Source organism: Tunturiibacter psychrotolerans (genome assembly GCF_051013365.1).
Lineage (GTDB): Bacteria > Acidobacteriota > Terriglobia > Terriglobales > Acidobacteriaceae > Edaphobacter > Edaphobacter psychrotolerans_A.
Genome location: NZ_CP132941.1, coordinates 3063984 through 3079354, shown reverse-complemented (window position 1 = coordinate 3079354; position 15371 = coordinate 3063984). Strand labels below are relative to the sequence as shown.

General features: G+C 58.0%; 13 protein-coding genes. 9 read left to right on the top strand and 4 right to left on the bottom strand.

What is annotated here, in order from left to right; all coding sequences use genetic code 11:
- Positions 1-37: 37 nt before the first annotated feature.
- Positions 38-769, bottom strand: a complete 732-nt coding sequence (locus tag RBB76_RS12840; RefSeq protein ID WP_429631538.1) for an SIMPL domain-containing protein — start codon at positions 767-769, stop codon at positions 38-40.
- On the bottom strand, positions 766-948 hold the full coding sequence (locus tag RBB76_RS12835) for a hypothetical protein (RefSeq protein ID WP_429631540.1): 183 nt from the start codon (positions 946-948) through the stop codon (positions 766-768). Before RBB76_RS12835 ends, RBB76_RS12840 begins: the two co-directional genes overlap by 4 nt.
- Before the next feature lie 140 nt (positions 949-1088).
- Here RBB76_RS12835 and RBB76_RS12830 point away from each other — a divergent pair, with 140 nt between their 5' ends.
- From RBB76_RS12830 to RBB76_RS12815, 4 genes are all read left to right on the top strand, one after another.
- Positions 1089-1361 (top strand): hypothetical protein, encoded by a 273-nt coding sequence (locus RBB76_RS12830; RefSeq protein ID WP_429631542.1) that lies wholly within the window; start codon positions 1089-1091, stop codon positions 1359-1361.
- A 159-nt stretch (positions 1362-1520) separates the two neighbouring features.
- On the top strand, positions 1521-1805 hold the full coding sequence (locus tag RBB76_RS12825; RefSeq protein ID WP_429631544.1) for a hypothetical protein: 285 nt from the start codon (positions 1521-1523) through the stop codon (positions 1803-1805).
- Positions 1806-2190: 385 nt separating this feature from the next.
- The gene (gene moaA / locus RBB76_RS12820; RefSeq protein ID WP_429631920.1) at positions 2191-3273 is read left to right on the top strand and encodes a GTP 3',8-cyclase MoaA; all 1083 of its coding nucleotides are present in this window, start codon (positions 2191-2193) and stop codon (positions 3271-3273) included.
- 158 nt (positions 3274-3431) lie between these two features.
- Positions 3432-4517 carry a diguanylate cyclase domain-containing protein gene (locus RBB76_RS12815; RefSeq protein WP_429631546.1) on the top strand — a complete coding sequence of 362 codons (1086 nt, stop codon included), beginning with the start codon at positions 3432-3434 and terminating at the stop codon, positions 4515-4517.
- 35 nt (positions 4518-4552) lie between these two features.
- On the opposite strand, the gene RBB76_RS12810 is transcribed toward RBB76_RS12815, so the two are convergent.
- Complete coding sequence (locus RBB76_RS12810; protein ID WP_429631547.1) at positions 4553-5611, bottom strand: hypothetical protein; 1059 nt, start codon at positions 5609-5611, stop codon at positions 4553-4555.
- Between the two features lie 499 nt (positions 5612-6110).
- Here RBB76_RS12810 and RBB76_RS12805 point away from each other — a divergent pair, with 499 nt between their 5' ends.
- The 5 genes from RBB76_RS12805 to RBB76_RS12785 all read left to right on the top strand — a co-directional run bounded on the left by RBB76_RS12805 (position 6111) and on the right by RBB76_RS12785 (position 13448).
- Positions 6111-6704, top strand: a complete 594-nt coding sequence (locus tag RBB76_RS12805) for a TetR family transcriptional regulator C-terminal domain-containing protein (RefSeq protein ID WP_429631549.1) — start codon at positions 6111-6113, stop codon at positions 6702-6704.
- A gap of 112 nt (positions 6705-6816) precedes the next feature.
- Positions 6817-7875: a VWA domain-containing protein gene (locus tag RBB76_RS12800; protein WP_429631551.1), complete on the top strand. Its 1059-nt coding sequence runs from the start codon at positions 6817-6819 to the stop codon at positions 7873-7875.
- 43 nt (positions 7876-7918) lie between these two features.
- Positions 7919-9751, top strand: a complete 1833-nt coding sequence (locus RBB76_RS12795; RefSeq protein WP_429631553.1) for an alpha-amylase domain-containing protein — start codon at positions 7919-7921, stop codon at positions 9749-9751.
- Positions 9752-9874: 123 nt separating this feature from the next.
- Complete coding sequence (locus RBB76_RS12790; protein WP_429631555.1) at positions 9875-10684, top strand: SDR family NAD(P)-dependent oxidoreductase; 810 nt, start codon at positions 9875-9877, stop codon at positions 10682-10684.
- A gap of 178 nt (positions 10685-10862) precedes the next feature.
- Positions 10863-13448 (top strand): hypothetical protein, encoded by a 2586-nt coding sequence (locus RBB76_RS12785; RefSeq protein WP_429631557.1) that lies wholly within the window; start codon positions 10863-10865, stop codon positions 13446-13448.
- Between the two features lie 48 nt (positions 13449-13496).
- On the opposite strand, the gene RBB76_RS12780 is transcribed toward RBB76_RS12785, so the two are convergent.
- Positions 13497-14930, bottom strand: a complete 1434-nt coding sequence (locus RBB76_RS12780; protein ID WP_429631559.1) for an acetyl ornithine aminotransferase family protein — start codon at positions 14928-14930, stop codon at positions 13497-13499.
- Positions 14931-15371 lie beyond the last annotated feature (441 nt).

Here is a 15371-nt window from a genome sequence, read left to right as displayed (position 1 = left end):
TTTCGTCCGGTTGCGGACTGGCGAAACTTTGGTGCGCCTATTCTATGGCGAAGACGGCATAGACGGTGGCGGTTTTTTCGATCCGGCGGGGATTGATGGCGAGAGGTTCTACCTTTTGCGCCGTACGAGCTGCAGGCATGGCCCGCATGACGACCGGACTCGGAGGTTCGGCCTGGGTCTCGTTGCTGGCGTAAAGGAGTGCTCCGAGGTTTGTGTTGAGGCTTTTGGCCATCTCGGCGGCCACCGTACGGGCGCGCTGGAGTGCTTTGGAGGCCGCTTCGGACTGTGAAGAGTTTTCGTCCTTGAGGCTCCAGTCTATTTGGCCGGATTGGTTGGCGCCGGCCTTCACTGCGACGTCGAGGACCTTGGCTGCGTCGTCGGCATTGGTACGGACGGTCCAGCTTTGCGTGACTTGAAACTTGCGCTGGGCCTTTTCGGCTGGCGTTAGTTTGTCGATCTGATACTCCTGCACCGGGGAGACGTTCTGGTTTTCGCTCTCGATGGAGTCGTTTGGAACACCGGCTGTCGTCAGTGCCTTGATGATGGCATTCGAGGTGTGGGAGCCGGCGGCGTAGGCGGAGTCGCTGTCCGGGCCATAGGCGATGAAGCCGATGTGGAGGGTCGCGATATCGGCGAGAACAATCACCTTATCGGTCGCGGTAATTGCAATCGTGCGGTTTTCTTTGCTGACTTGAATCGTCTGTGCTGGTGCCATCATGGCGAGAAAGGTAGCACAGAGGAGAAACGGAGCGAGGCGGAGGACTTTCATTGATCTTCTCCTGAGAAGTTGAGTAAGTCGGCGAGGGTGCGTTTGTGCTTCGGCTTGGCGGCCAGCTTTTGTTTGGGATCGGGCAGGACGCGCTCTGCTGGTGGGGTGCCGACGCGTTCGCGGGCGTTAGCTTTCACGGCCTTGATTTTAGAAAAGAGCTGTTTTTTGGGCTTGCTCATCTGGTTTCCTTCCCGCCTCGATTCTGGGCTCAGGCCCCATGCGTGATTATGCATGACTCTTGCTTGTGAGGGGACTTCTCAGGCAGGATTGCAGAGGAGATTCGACTGGCTGGATCGTCGAAGACCAGATGAGGTGCTGGATGGAAGAGCGGGATTTTTTTGATGAGCGGGCGGAACAGCGAACTCATGTGATGACCTGTCCCCACTGTGGACAGCAGGGGGAGTACCAGATCGAGTGGGTGGTGCGGCGGAAGAAGGCTCACCTGCCGCGGGGTGCGGACGATCGCGACCGGGCTCGTTTTGCCAAGGCTCAGAGCTACATGGTTCGGCGCGATGACCCGATGGGCTGCAAGAATGTCCGATGCCGCAAGCGCTTCGACGTGGTGGGAATTCAATCGGTAGCGTTTATTTAGCTATTTAGCCTGACAGTTAGAGTCTGATTTGGATCGCTGAAAAAGACTTTTCCCTGTCGTCTCGGTCGATCCGGGCCAGCTGTGATTTAATACGAAAGTGACGCGTAGGTCAGCGTCTGAGTGAATTTGAATAGGAAAGACCCGGAGACCAAGAACGCAATGGCGAATACACTGCTTCCAATCGAAGAACGCAATTTAACGCCGGACGAGGTGGAACTTCTGGATAAGCGGCGTCGTCGCGGCCAACTCTTTCTGGTGCTTTGCTTTCAGAGCCTGATCGTGGCTACCCTGCTGACTTTGTGGAGCGGGCAGGATCTGACATTGTCGCCAGGCTGGGCTCATCCGGTTGTCTACTGGAATGCGATCACTCTCACCGCTGCACTGGTCTTTGGCATCGTCGGAATTCGGCTGAAGCGCGGCAGCAACGAGTTCATCAGCTACTAAGCTTTCGAAAGTTCAGAACGCACAGGCCATCTGTGCCACATGGCCTGTGCGCAATAAAAACGCTGTCTTCAAGGGCAGAGTTGCTGATATCCTGCGCCTTGAAAGATTGCGGCCGCTGAAACTGTTCCTTTACTGCGCTTTCGTAGATGTGACCCGGTCGTCGAGTTGTGCTGCGGCTGAAGCCGTGTTCCGGGAGGATTCACCGAGCACCACAACAAAACTTTGCATTACGAAGGAACTAACGCACGATGGGTATGGCTTGAATACAGTCGTCTCGTCGACAACTGATTCTGTCAGAAATTTTCGTGATATTGGTTCGCTGGCTGAGTGATTGCATCTAAAGAATGTATAGAAATGAAGTAGATGGCACTGGGTACGTCTCTTGATGATTGGCCATGGAAATACCGCGATTCTGGAGCCGGAAGAGCAGGCTTTTCAGGTTCAGGGCAGACTGCGAGATAAGTTTGGCAGGTCCATTACCGATCTGCGCGTCTCAGTGACTGACCGCTGTAACTACAAGTGCGTCTATTGCCGGACAGGAAACGAAGGAGCTCAGTACACCGAGCTTTCGATTGAAGATTACCTGAGAATGGTGCGCGTCTTTGTCTCGCTGGGAGTGGAAAAGGTGAGACTGACCGGAGGCGAGCCGCTGCTGCGCTCAGGTCTAGTCAGTATGCTTCGTGAGCTGGCTGAGATGCGAACGGCGTTTATGCCAGACGGAAGCTTCGCCGGAGGCAACGGCGCACCGCTGGATATCGCGTTGACCACAAACGGACATCTGCTGGAGGGATTGGCCCAACCGCTCAAGGACGCGGGGTTGAATCGCGTGACTGTAAGCATGGATGCGGTGGATGCAGAGACGTTCAGTGCGATCACCCGCGTGCCGCGAAGTTACGAAAAGGTGCTGGCGGGAATTCGTAAGGCGCGGGCCGTGGGACTGGGACCAGTCAAGGTGAACTGTGTGTTGCTTCGCGGGTTCAACGATGGACAGATTGAACAATTCGCGGAGTTCTCTCGGCAAGAGGGTGTCATCGTGCGGTTCATCGAGTGGATGCCGCTCGAGGAGGATCGAAGCTGGAAGAGAGAGTCAGTCGTATCGATGGACGAGATCGTAGAGCGGTTGAATGCGTACCGTCCGTTGGTGGAGCTGGCACCACATGCGGCCAGCGAAACGGCGAAACGATTCACCTTTGACGATGGCTTGGGGGAGATAGGGATTATCGCGCCAGTGTCGCGTCCATTTTGCGGCCACTGCAGCCGAGTGAGGTTGACCTCGGACGGAAAGATACGGACTTGTCTGTTCTCGCAGAGCGACCACGACTTGTATGGTGAGATGCTGCGAGGCGGAACGGACGAGGAATTAGCTGCGTATATCCGCAAGACCGTAATGCGCAAAGAAGCACGTCATCACATTGGTGAGCCCGGTTTTGAAAAGCCATCGCGCAGCATGGTTCATATCGGCGGATGAGTCATGCCGTCGCGGAGTGTATCTGTCGTCGACTTTATTGAATTATTAGGAGAGCTGTGAGACGCTGATATCTGAAATGTGCAAGAAAATGCACATTTGTGAATGAGGGCCAGAGATTGAAGGACAGGCGGCAGTTTGAAGTGATCGAAAGTCGTCAAATGGATCACCTTCGAGTGTTCCATGACGTTGCGCGCGCGCTGACTTCGAGCCTCGAACTGGAAGAGATTCTAGGAGCCATTATGAACAAGATGGCCCAATTCTTCGGGCCTGAGCGCTGGTCGCTGCTGATGGTGGACGAAAAATCGGGCGAACTGTATTACGCGATCGCGGTGGGAGAGAACGCGGAGAGCCTGAAGGGTTTGCGTGTACCTCTCGGCGAGGGAGTGGCGGGTTGGGTGGCAGCAACCGGAAATCCACTGGTGGTGCCGGATGTCGCGCTTGATCCGCACTGGTCCGCGTTTGCGAATAAACATCCTGACCTGAAGATTCAATCCATAGCATGCGTTCCTGTGCGGTCTGGGAATAAGACCTTGGGCGTGATTCAACTGCTCAATAGCAAGCTCGATCTGTTGTCGGAGCATTCGATCTCGTTTCTGCGGATTCTGTGCGACTACGCGGCAATCGCGATTCAGAATGCCCGATCAATGACGCTGATTCAGGAGTTGACGATCACGGACGACGTGACAGGACTCTTCAATGCCCGCCACCTGTACACCATGCTGGAGCAGGAGGTAGCGCGGGGGCAGGTGTTTAGTTTGATGTTCGTCGATCTGGACCACTTCAAATCGGTGAATGATACCCACGGCCACCTGATCGGAAGTCGTTTGCTGGCGGAGATTGGCGGGTTGATGAGACGCAGCCTCGGACCAAACAACGCGGCTTTTCGCTACGGCGGGGACGAGTTTGTTGCACTACTGCCAGGGATGGGGAAGGCGGCGGCAAGCGGGACCACGATGGCTCTGTGTGCGGACCTGAGGGGGGCGCGCTTTCTGGAGGGTGCGGGTCTTTCGCTCAGTCTCTCGGGAAGCTTTGGGCTGGCGACGTACCCGGAGGACGGAAATACGATTCAAACCATCCTGCGTGCCGCGGACACGATGATGTATGAGGCCAAAGTGACCCGGGACAACGTCGCGGTGGCTGGTAAGGGCATGATGGGACGCGCTGAGGCCACGAGATCCATCGATGGTTCGCGGCGGGCGGTTTCGGAGATGTTTCTCGAGCGCGATTCGGTGCCCCGCAGTTAGTCATTTATCTCTTCAAATTTCAATCTGGTGGCCGGTTAGTTGGGGGTGTGGCGTTCGAGCGTGACTCCGCGGCGGGGTTCGGGCTTGAGGACGTCGCGATTTTCGGGGGAGACGGGGTGGACGCCGAAGTCCCAAACACCGAGATTGACCGCTTTGTCTGAGAGAACCTCCATCAGGGCAAACTCGCCAAAGTCGAGGGGCTCTTTGGGGGTTATTTTGAGCCAGTGCCCCCCGGGTAGGAGCTCGGAGGTGGTCTCGATCACATCCTCCTGGTGATGTCCGCCGCCGAGGAGGCCGATGCGGAAGCTGGCGATGACACGGGCGCCCCGGCGCACGTCAGCGCGGACGATGACGTATCGGCTGTTGGGCGAGCCTCCGGTGGGGTCGTTCTCGGCTCGGCTGGTGGCGCCGTGGGTGTCGACCGTGAGGGGCGTGCCGGCGGTGTTGCCGACTGACTCGTCGCCGATGCGGAGGTAGAGAACGGGGTCCTTGATGTGGAGCTGGATTGGCGAGGATTCGCCTTTGAGTTCGACGATCTGGTGGCTCGCGCTGAGCGGATTGACGGCGGCCTTGAGGAGGTTGTGGCCGGTGTTTCGATTGAGGTCGCTGTCGGTTTGGGCCAGGGGAACCAGTTCCGGGGTTCCCCGGTAGGTGTCGAGGGCGAGGGTGCTGTCCTCTTCGGGAAGGCGGAGATCTTTGGCCACCTCGGGGGTGAGGGCAGCGCGGTCGGCTTCTTCTTTGAGCAGTTCTGGGTCAATGGCGGGGGGCTGGGGGTTCTCGGCGTTGGGGGTGGGCTGGGAGTGCTGGCGGTCCCAGCGCTTGGTGGCGTCGAGGTCTACGAGGGAGAGGGGGATCTCCTCTTCGGCTCCGCCGCGCTCGGCGCTGATGTAGTGGACGACGTCGCCGACGACGCGGTAGCTCATGATGACCTGGTAGCTGCCGTCCTTGAGGATGAGGCGGGTGCGGTGCGGGGCTGAGTTGTCAGGCTGGAGAGCGGTGGTGTGTTGTGGCAAAGCGTGGAGAGATTGTGTCGCGCTGATGGTGGCGGCGAGGAGAATTGCGGCGAGTTTTGGGTGGTGCTTTGGATAAACCATCTTGGTGAGTCCACAGTTTAGACGCACTTCGTGTTTGTACGCGCTGGGTAACCCTCCCCCCCTCCCGGGGTGGGGTATTTTGCAGCGAAGTCTCTTCTTTTGTTTGGCTTGCGGGATGCCCGTGTCCGCAAAATATTCCATCGAAAGGGCTTACGCACAAAATACTTAGAATGAAGGAGTTGCAAGCTGCAAAGACGACGAAGCCCCGGCATCTTTCGCCGAGGCTTGTCGTCTGTATTCATTATACCGGGTGGGTTGGGGTAGATATGCCACGCGAATCTGCCCGTCTGGCGCGGGTTTTGACCGGTTGAGGGCTTGACAGGTTTTTCGGGCGCCTTCGAGACGTTGGAAAGGCAACGTTTTAGATCGCAAGAGGTAGCGGCCCGAAATGCAACCGCATATCCCTTCGGGATGACAAACAAAAAGGACAATCAACAGCACGAACAGATTCTGGAGGGAATTTGACTCGTCTAGACGACCAGTCTATTATTGATTGGTTATGAGCTCTACTCCTTCAACTCGCGATCATCTGCTGGCGGTTGGTTTGGAGCGGCTTCGTTCGACCGGGTATACCGCTACCGGGGTGAAGGAGGTGCTTGACCTTGCGAATGTGCCCAAGGGTTCTTTCTACCACTACTTCCCGAGCAAGGAGGAGTTTGCTGTAGAGGTTTTTCGGCTCTATGCCGGTGGTGAAATGGAGCGGGCGGCTAAGGTTTTTGGGGATCGCAAGGTGGCTCCATTGAAGCGGCTGCGACGATACTTCGAGGAGTTGATCTCCGTCTACGGGCAGCGCGGGGAGATCAGCGGATGCCTGGTGGGCAGCCTGAGCCTGGAGGTGGCGGACCACAGCCCGAGGTTGAGGTCTGAACTGCAGGACGTGTACAAGGGCTGGCAGCAGAGTATCGCGGATGTGTTGCGCGAGGCGGTCCAACAGGGCGATCTGGCGAAGTCAACGCGGCCGGATGCTCTGGCGGAGTTTCTGCTGAACAGCTATGAAGGAGCGCTGGTGCGAATGAAAGCGGAGAAGAGCGACAGGCCGCTTGAGAACTTTCTTCATTTTTCGTTTGACGTGCTGCTGAAGAAACAGAGTTAAGCGGGTGGGCGTTTCTCACATCTATGCAATGGGGATCGCTGAGTGACTCCGCATTTTATTGTTAGTTAGCTTCTTATTCCAATGGGCCGCGGACTCGTCTAACGAAGACACGATGAAGCTAACGCTCCGCAAATTCGCTGCTTTCGTTGGTGTTTGGAGTTGCGCTGCGTTTGCGCAGACGACGCTGCATACGACGACGACGCTGGTGGTTGTGCCGACGTTGGTGCAGACTCCGGATAAAGATCTTGTGTACTCGCTTCGGGCGGAGGATTTTGTCCTGACGGACAATGGGATTCCGCAGAAGGTGACGCTGGAGGAGGAGACGAAGCGGCCGCTCTCGCTGGTCGTGCTGATGCAGACGGGTGGGGATGCGCGTGGGCAGTTCCCTAGCTATGCGCATCTCGACACAATGATTGCGGAGTTGCTGGGCGAGGCTCCGAACGAGGTGTCGATTGTGAACTTCGACAGCCAGCCGGAGGCGGCTTCTCCTTTTACTACGAACGTGGCGGAATGGGGTTATGCCATCGATCATCCTGATAATGGAGATCGAGGAGCCGCGATCTTCGACAGCCTGGCGTACGGACTTAATCTGCTTCAGAAGCGGCCTGAGGGTAATCGCCGCGCGATTTTGTTGCTAAGCCAGGAACATGATGTGGGGAGCAAGACTCCGCTGAAGGAGGTTGTGCGGGAGGTGGGTGAGACCAACACTGCGATTTACAGCGTCACGTTTTCGGCGGAGAAGACGGCGTTGCGACAGGAGTTCAAGGAGCCGGGGCCGTCCAATAAACCGATTACAGTTGGGAATGTGACGCCGCCTACAGTTGGAACTTACCCAAAGGGCGGAGATACGGGAAGCCCCGCGGAGTTGAAAGCGTACTTCAACCTGAGCGAGCCTCTGCGTTTGATCCTCGGGGCTATGAGCAAGAATACGTCGGCAGAGGTTGCGACTTTGTCTGGTGGCGAGTGGAGCGGCTTTGATAATGCGCAAGAGCTGACGCAGGACCTTGGTGTTTTGACGAATCATCTTCACAATAGCTATGTCTTGAGTTTTACGCCGACCTCTTCGGAGCCGGGGTTGCATACGATCAAGGTGCGGCTGGCTCATCATCCGGAGCTGCTGGTGTCGGCGCGGAGCAACTATTGGGCCTCGGAGCGATCGGTTCAGAGATGATCAGGCGTTGAGATAGGCGGGTCTGAACTTTCAGGAGCGACTCATGAGCAATCCTTGGAATGGCAAGGCTGTGCTGGAGGTGTTCTGGTGGAACTGCTGGAACACCAACTATCCGCATGATTGGTACACGTTTGTCGCGAAGCTTGCGCCGCGAATCGCTGCTATGGGATTCGACGGGATATGGACGCCTCCGCCGTGTAAAGACAGACCGACCGACAACACTGCTCCCGCGTCGAACGAGATGGGCTATACCCCCTTCGACTACTACGATCTGGGGCTGAAGAATCAGATTCGCTCTGTCTACACACGCTTTGGGGATCAGGACTCTTTTCTGCGGCTGGTCGCGGTGGCACATGCAAACGGTCTTGAAGTTTATCCGGATATTGTGCTGGATCATTGCGCCAGCGGTGACCTTGATCCTTCTTCGCCGTTTGAGGGTACAGCGTCGGAGGCTTATACGTTGATTCAACCCAAGGGATTCGCGGGAGCGGGGACCGGGCGATGGCCGCGCAACTGGCTGGACTTTCATGCGAATCCGCAGCACTGGAATGGAACGGGAGATTGGGTGGCCAGTAATGGCGGACCCGATTTCTGTTATCAGGGACGATGCACAGACTCCGGCGCCGGAGATCAAAACTGCGCTGCTCGCGCCAATGCGCGCGCGTGGCTTACATGGTTTGTTAAGCAGACGGGCGTTGATGGTTTTCGGTTCGACGATGTGAAGGGCTTTCCGCCGGAGGTGGTTGAGGATCTGCTGTACAACGCGATGGGGAGTGGTCTGGAATATTTTAGTGTGGGCGAGTACGTGACCGGCGCTACTTCCGATGTGGATGCGTGGGCCGGTGCGACGTTGAACCGCTCGGGAACCTTCGATTATCCGCTTCGCTTTGCGCTGGCGAATCTGGTGGCGCAGAATGGCTACTCCGATGTGGGCAATCTGCCGAGCCAGCAGCAGCAGAACCGCTTGAAGACGGTGCCGTTCGTGAACAACCATGACAACTACGACGGCCAGGTGGGGAACTGGATGGACGCGGACAATCCGCGAACGCAACTGGCATACGCCGTTGCGATCACCGTCGACGGAAGTCCGCAGTTTTTTTATGCGGATCTGTTTCGCAATGTCGCGCCGTGGGTGAACGGCACGACGGCTGATGCGATTCCGTCTCGGCCGTGGGTTGAAAACCTGGTGTGGTGCCATCAGAAACTTGCGTTCAAGAGCGGCGACTACTTTGTGCGTTACCAGCAGTCGCAGCAACTGCTGATCCTGGAGCGAGGGGCGCGTGCGGTCGTGGCGATCAATAATGACGGGAGCGCGTGGCACGATGCGTGGATCTCTACGGCGTTTGCTCCTGGCACGCAGCTGCACGACTATAGCGGCTCACGACCGGACGACATCTGGACGAACCAGGATGCCTGTGTACAGATTGCTGTGCCTCCACTCTCTTATTCGATATGGGGGCCGGCGGGTGTGACTGGAGGGTTCTCCCCTGGTGCGCGGCGCACGGTGCAGCAGTTCGAGATGGATGACGATCTGGGAGATAGCGATGCTGCAAGCCTCGCCTACGGCGGAAAGATTATTCCTGGTACGTTTCGTTCGGGGGGCGCGATATGGCCCGCGGCCACGACACGGGTCAACGTCAGCGTCTACTCGGATGCATCGCAGCAGATCGACCTGCAGGTGGTGCGGGCCGGGGCGACCCTTGTGCTGCAACAGAGCGGAGCCTCTACAGCCAACGTTCCACTGACCGCTAGTTTTATGGTCGCGGAGGAAGGCAGACACGTGGTGCAGGCGAAGCTCTCGAGGGCGGCGGCGGTGCCGGCTCGAATCTATATCAAGGTTGACTATCAGGGCCCGGCGACTTCGACGCTTTTTTAGTGGCGGGTTTATGGAAGATCGATTCTTCTTAGTGGATTATTTTTTTGAATCGACTAACCAACCGGTCTACTCTAAGAAGTGGATCGATTTCTGGTCCTCACTTTCGCGGTATGGAGGATTTTTATGACTACTTCAGCTTCACTCAAAGGCACTGCTCTTATCACTGGCGCATCGACAGGGATCGGTGCAGTTTATGCGGATCGTCTGGCGCGGCGCGGCTATGACCTGATCCTGGTGGCTCGCAATGGCGACAAGCTTAAGGAGCTTGCGGCTTCGCTTAGTTCGGCGACTGGGCGTGCGGTCGATGTGTTGGCTGCGGACCTTACGAACAAGGCCGATCTGCGCAAGGTGGAGGAGCGGTTGCGGTCGGATGAGTCGATTACGACGCTGGTGAATAATGCAGGCTTCGGCGGAACGACTTCGCTAGTGGACTCGAAGATCGATGAGCTTGAGAACATGATCGAGCTGAACGTGACGGCGCTGACGCGGCTGAGCTATGCAGTGCTGCCGGGATTTCTTGCGAGAAGCAAAGGCGCGATCATCAATATTTCGTCGGTCGTGGCGGTGGCTCCTGAGATGCTGAACGGCGTGTACAGCGGGACGAAGGCGTATGTCCTGAATCTAACTCAGTCGCTGCATAAAGAGGTTAGTGGTAAGGGGATTCAGGTGCAGGCGGTGCTGCCGGGTGCGACGGCTTCGGAGTTCTGGGACCGCGCGGGCATTGGCGGACATCAGAATCTTCCGGAGCAGATTGTGATGAGCTCGGAGGATATGGTGGACGCTTCGCTCGTTGGATTCGATCGCGGAGAGCTGGTTACGATTCCTGCGCTGCCGGATGTGGGGGATTGGGAGAAGTTCAATGCGGCTCGCGTGGCGCTGGGGCCGAACCTTTCGCATAAGAATGCGGCGAAGCGGTATGGGGTGAGTGCGTAAGAGCAGATCGTGCGTTCCTCCGCTGCAGACGACGCGGCGGGGGAACGCGGAATCTGAAAATGATTGGGATTAGTTGATGCAATCCATGGCGGAAGTGCGGTCGTTTAACGTAAGTTGAATGGGAAGGACACATGCGGGCGCGTGGCGTGTGCGTTTCTCGGACGACCGGAGTCGCTACATGGGTGTTTCTTCAAAGGCACTGGCCTGGTGCTGGAGTTCCCTGCTTTGCCTGGGGCTGGTGTCGTGTGGCAGCGGGTCGCATTCTGCAACAGGGGATGGGGCCGGCCTAACTCCGGCGGCGGATTTCTCTTTGTCCGCTACGCCTTCGAGCCTGACGCTGATGGCGGGTAGTGTGGGACAACAGCTAAGCGTGAGTGCTGCTCCGATAAATGGCTTTACGGGGATAGTGTCGGTTGCGGTTACGGGACCTGCGGGTGTGACCGTGCAGCCGGCTACGCTGAGCCTGACTCCGGGGACGGCTCAGAGTGTGAGTGTAAGTGCCGGGGCGAACGCGGTTGCAGGCGGCGGCACTTTGACGCTTACGGGAACATCGGGAACATTGAGCCACTCGATTGCGGTGTCTGAGTCTGTTGTGGCGGCGGCAGCGGGGGATTTTTCGTTGAACGTTGCACCGAGTGCACTCACCGTGGTGGCGGGCGGTGCGGGACAGACGCTTAGCGTGAACGCGGTTTCGACGAACTCGTTTGCGGCGCCGGTGTCGGTTGCGATTACGGGGCTGCCTGCGGGTGTGACGGCCCAACCGGCGACGCTGACGCTAACTCCGGGGACGCCGCAGAGCGTGAGTCTGAGTGCCAATGCGAACGCGGTTGCCGGTAGCGGCATGTTGACGCTTACGGGAGTGTCGGGAGCGCTGAGCCACTCCGCTACGGTTGCTTTGACGGTCTCTGTGCCTCAGCCTGACTACACGTTGGCGCTTTCGCCGGCTTCGCTGAATGTTGTGGCGGGTACGACCAGTGCGCCGGTGAGTGTCACGGTGAGTGGGGTCAACTCGTTCAGTGGCACGGTGTCAGTTGCGATAACGGGTTTGCCGAGTGGGGTCACTGCGAGTCCGTCGACCTTGACGCTGACTCCTGGGGTGGCGCAGAGTGCCACGCTGACGGTGCCGCTGTTGACGGCGGCGGGTTCGTCTACGGTGAGCTTTACGGGGACTGCCGGCAGTCTGGTTCATTCCTCATCGCTCGCGTTGACGGTGCAGGCTGCGCCGACAGCCAATGCGCCCGACGTGACGACTTACCACTACGACGTTGCGCGCGATGGGCTGAATGCGAGAGAGACGATTCTGACTCCTGCGAATGTGAACTCGACGCAGTTCGGGAAGATTGGATTCTATGCAGTGGACTCGAAGGTGGATGGCGAACCGCTCTATCTTGCGAATGTGCCGATCGGAGGCCAGTATCACAACGTTTTGTACGTTGTGACCGAACATGACAGCGTGTATGCGTTCGATGCGGATAGCGGTTCGCAGATCTGGAAGACGTCGATCATCGGAAGCGGAGAGACGACGAGCGACGATCACGGATGTGGGCAGATTTCTCCAGAGATCGGGATTACTTCAACGCCGGTGATTGACCGTGGGCTGGGGCCAAACGGCACTCTGTTTACGGTTGGGATGACGAAGGACGCGAGTAAGAACTATCACCAGCGGTTGCATGCGCTTGATGTCGTGACGGGAGCGGAGGTCAGCGGCAGTCCAACGGAGATTGTAGCGAGTTATCCGGGAGCTGGGGATAACAGCCAGAACGGAAACGTAGTGTTCAACCCGGCGCAGTATGCCGAGCGGGCGGGACTGCTGCTGTTGAATGGAATTATCTATACCGCATGGACGTCGCATTGCGACGCCGGGCTCTACACCGGGTGGGTGATCGCGTATAGCGAGACGAGTCTGCAGCAGACGCAGGTGTTGAACGTAACACCGAATGGGAACGACGGTTCGATCTGGATGAGTGGAGATGGATTGGGCGCGGACAGCAACGGGAATATCTATTTTCTCGATGCAAACGGCATCTTCGATACGACGTTTGATGCGAACGGGTTCCCGGCACAAGGCGACTACGGCAATGGGATGATCAAGCTGTCGACGAACGGGAAACTCGCAGTGGCGGACTACTTTCAGACGTACAACACGACCAACGAGTCGATAGAGGACGGCGATTTGGGATCGGGCGGCGAGCTGCTTCTGCCGGATCAGACGGACTCGAATGGTTTTGTGCATCATCTGATTGTGGGTGCGGGCAAGGATCGGAATATCTATCTCGCCGACCGTGACAATATGGGCAAGTACAACCCGGCCACGGCAAGCCCACAGGACAACAACATCTACCAGTTGGTGACGGGACAGCTGGGTGGCCAGGTGTATTCCACTCCGGCCTACTTCAATGGTGCTCTTTACTATGGCGCGGTAAATGATTCACTGAAGGCCTTTCCGCTGACGAATGCGATGCTGACAACGTATTCGAGCCAGTCGTCGACGAAGTTTCCTTATCCTGGAACGACTCCGGGGATCTCGGCGAATGGAACACAGAACGGGATCGTCTGGGCGTTGGAGTCGAGCACGGGCAGTGCTGGGGTATTGCATGCTTTTGATGCAACGAATCTGGCGAACGAGCTCTACAACAGTGGGCAGGCCGCGAATGGACGCGATAGTTTCGGCACGGGAAACAAGTTCATTACGCCGATGATTGTGAACGGCAAAGTGTATGTGGGGACGCAAACCGGCGTAGCTGTGTTTGGATTGTTGCAATAGAAAAGGCCTCGACTTATGCGTCGAGGCCTTTTCTGTTTCAGGGTTTGTTTATTTTGCGGCGAGGGTGATGCACTCTTCGAGGATGTCGAGTGCGATGTTGGCTTCGTGCTCGTTGACGATGAGCGGGGGACAGAGGCGGATGGTAGTTTCGCCGCAGCCGAGGATCAGGAGGCCGCGCTCGAAGGCGAGATCGACGACCTTGTCGCGCATGGGGCCGACGGGCGTGCGGGACTGTTTATCTTTTACGAGTTCGACGCCGATCATGAGGCCGCGACCGCGAACGTCTCCGACGGTGGGATGTTTGGCTACCCAGGGACGAAGGCGAGAGAGCATCTTTTCGCCAACGGTTGCGGCGTTCTGGAGGCCTTCGCGCTCGAGGATGTCCATCGTGGCGAGAGCGGCTGCGATGCAGATTGGGTTGCCGCCGAAGGTGCTGGCGTGGGAGCCGGGGACCCAGTCCATGACGTCAGCCTTTGCCATGCAGATGCCTAGAGGCATGCCGGATGCGATGCCCTTTGCGATGCAGACGATGTCGGGGTGGACGCCGGAGTGCTCGATGGCCCACCACTTCCCTGTTCGTGCGGCACCGGACTGGACCTCGTCGGCGATGAGGAGGATGCCGTGGCGGTCGCAGATGCGGCGAATCTCCTGGAGGAAGTTGTCAGGTGCTACGACGTAGCCGCCTTCGCCCTGGATGGGCTCGAGGATAATGGCGGCGACCTCTTCGGGCGGGAGGATTGTCTTGAAGAGCTTCTCTTCGATGTAGCGGGCGCAGCCGAGGGCGAAGGCCGCTTCTTCCTGCGGGCCGCCGCTACAACCACGATAGGCGTAGGGGTAACGGACATGATGGACGCCAGGGACAAAGGGGGCGAAGCGGCGCTTCTGCTGAGGTTTGGAGCCTGTGAGCGAGAGTGCGCCCATAGTGCGGCCGTGGAAGGCGCCGAAGAAGCTGATGATGTTCTGGCGGCCGGTATGGTAGCGGGCGAGCTTCATGGCGCACTCGACGGCCTCGGCGCCAGAGTTGCCGTAGTAGAACTTGTGTGGGCCGGGCATGGGCGCGATGGCTGAGAGACGCTCGGCGAAGGTGGTCATGTTTTCGTAGTAGAAGTCGGTGCCGGACATGTGGATGAGCTCGGCGGCCTGATCCTGGATGGCCTTTACGACTTCGGGGTGGCAGTGGCCCGTGGAGTTGACGGCGATGCCGGCGGCGAAGTCGATGAACTCATTGCCGTCGACGTCGGTGACGCGGATACCACGGCCGGACTTTGCAACCATCGGGTAGCTGCGGGTGTAGCTGGGGGAGATGAGGCGGTCGTCGTCGGCGACGATTTTGGTCGCTTTGGGGCCGGGGAGGGCGGTCTTGAGCTTGGGGCCGAACTCGGCGTAGTGCTTCGAGCGGATGGCCTCTCCGGCGGCGTGAGTGACTCCTTGCGCGGAGTTCTGCTTCAGGTCTTCGAGGGTCTTTTCAGTGAGGGTGGTCATGCGAATCTCTCCTTGGGGCAGCGGTGCGTTTGGTCTGACCGTTCGTGCTCGTACCGGCTCCGGATGAGGGACGGCGGCGCTCTGTGGTTGCAGAGAGAACGGTTTTGCGCTGGTGGCGGGGTCTTCGCCGGCTGTTTGGGTGTTCGAGCTTAGTCGCCGGCGAAGAGACTAGGTCGCGTGAGACTGGGCAGAACGCGGAGGTGCCGACGCGGCATCTGGTGTCGCATGGAGCGGCACTGGGAGGCTGCGCTGCGGCTTGTCCGGGCTGTGGATGACAGCGATTTCATTGGGATTCTGCCTTTGGCGGTGAGTATACCTCATCGAGACAACGCCAGGACACCGGCGATTTCATATTGCAGGTTGGTCAGGTACGTTTGGAGTGGCGAAAAACTCTCCTTGACAGCTTAGGGAAGCCGGTCTAGTCTCCTAATCATCTTAGGG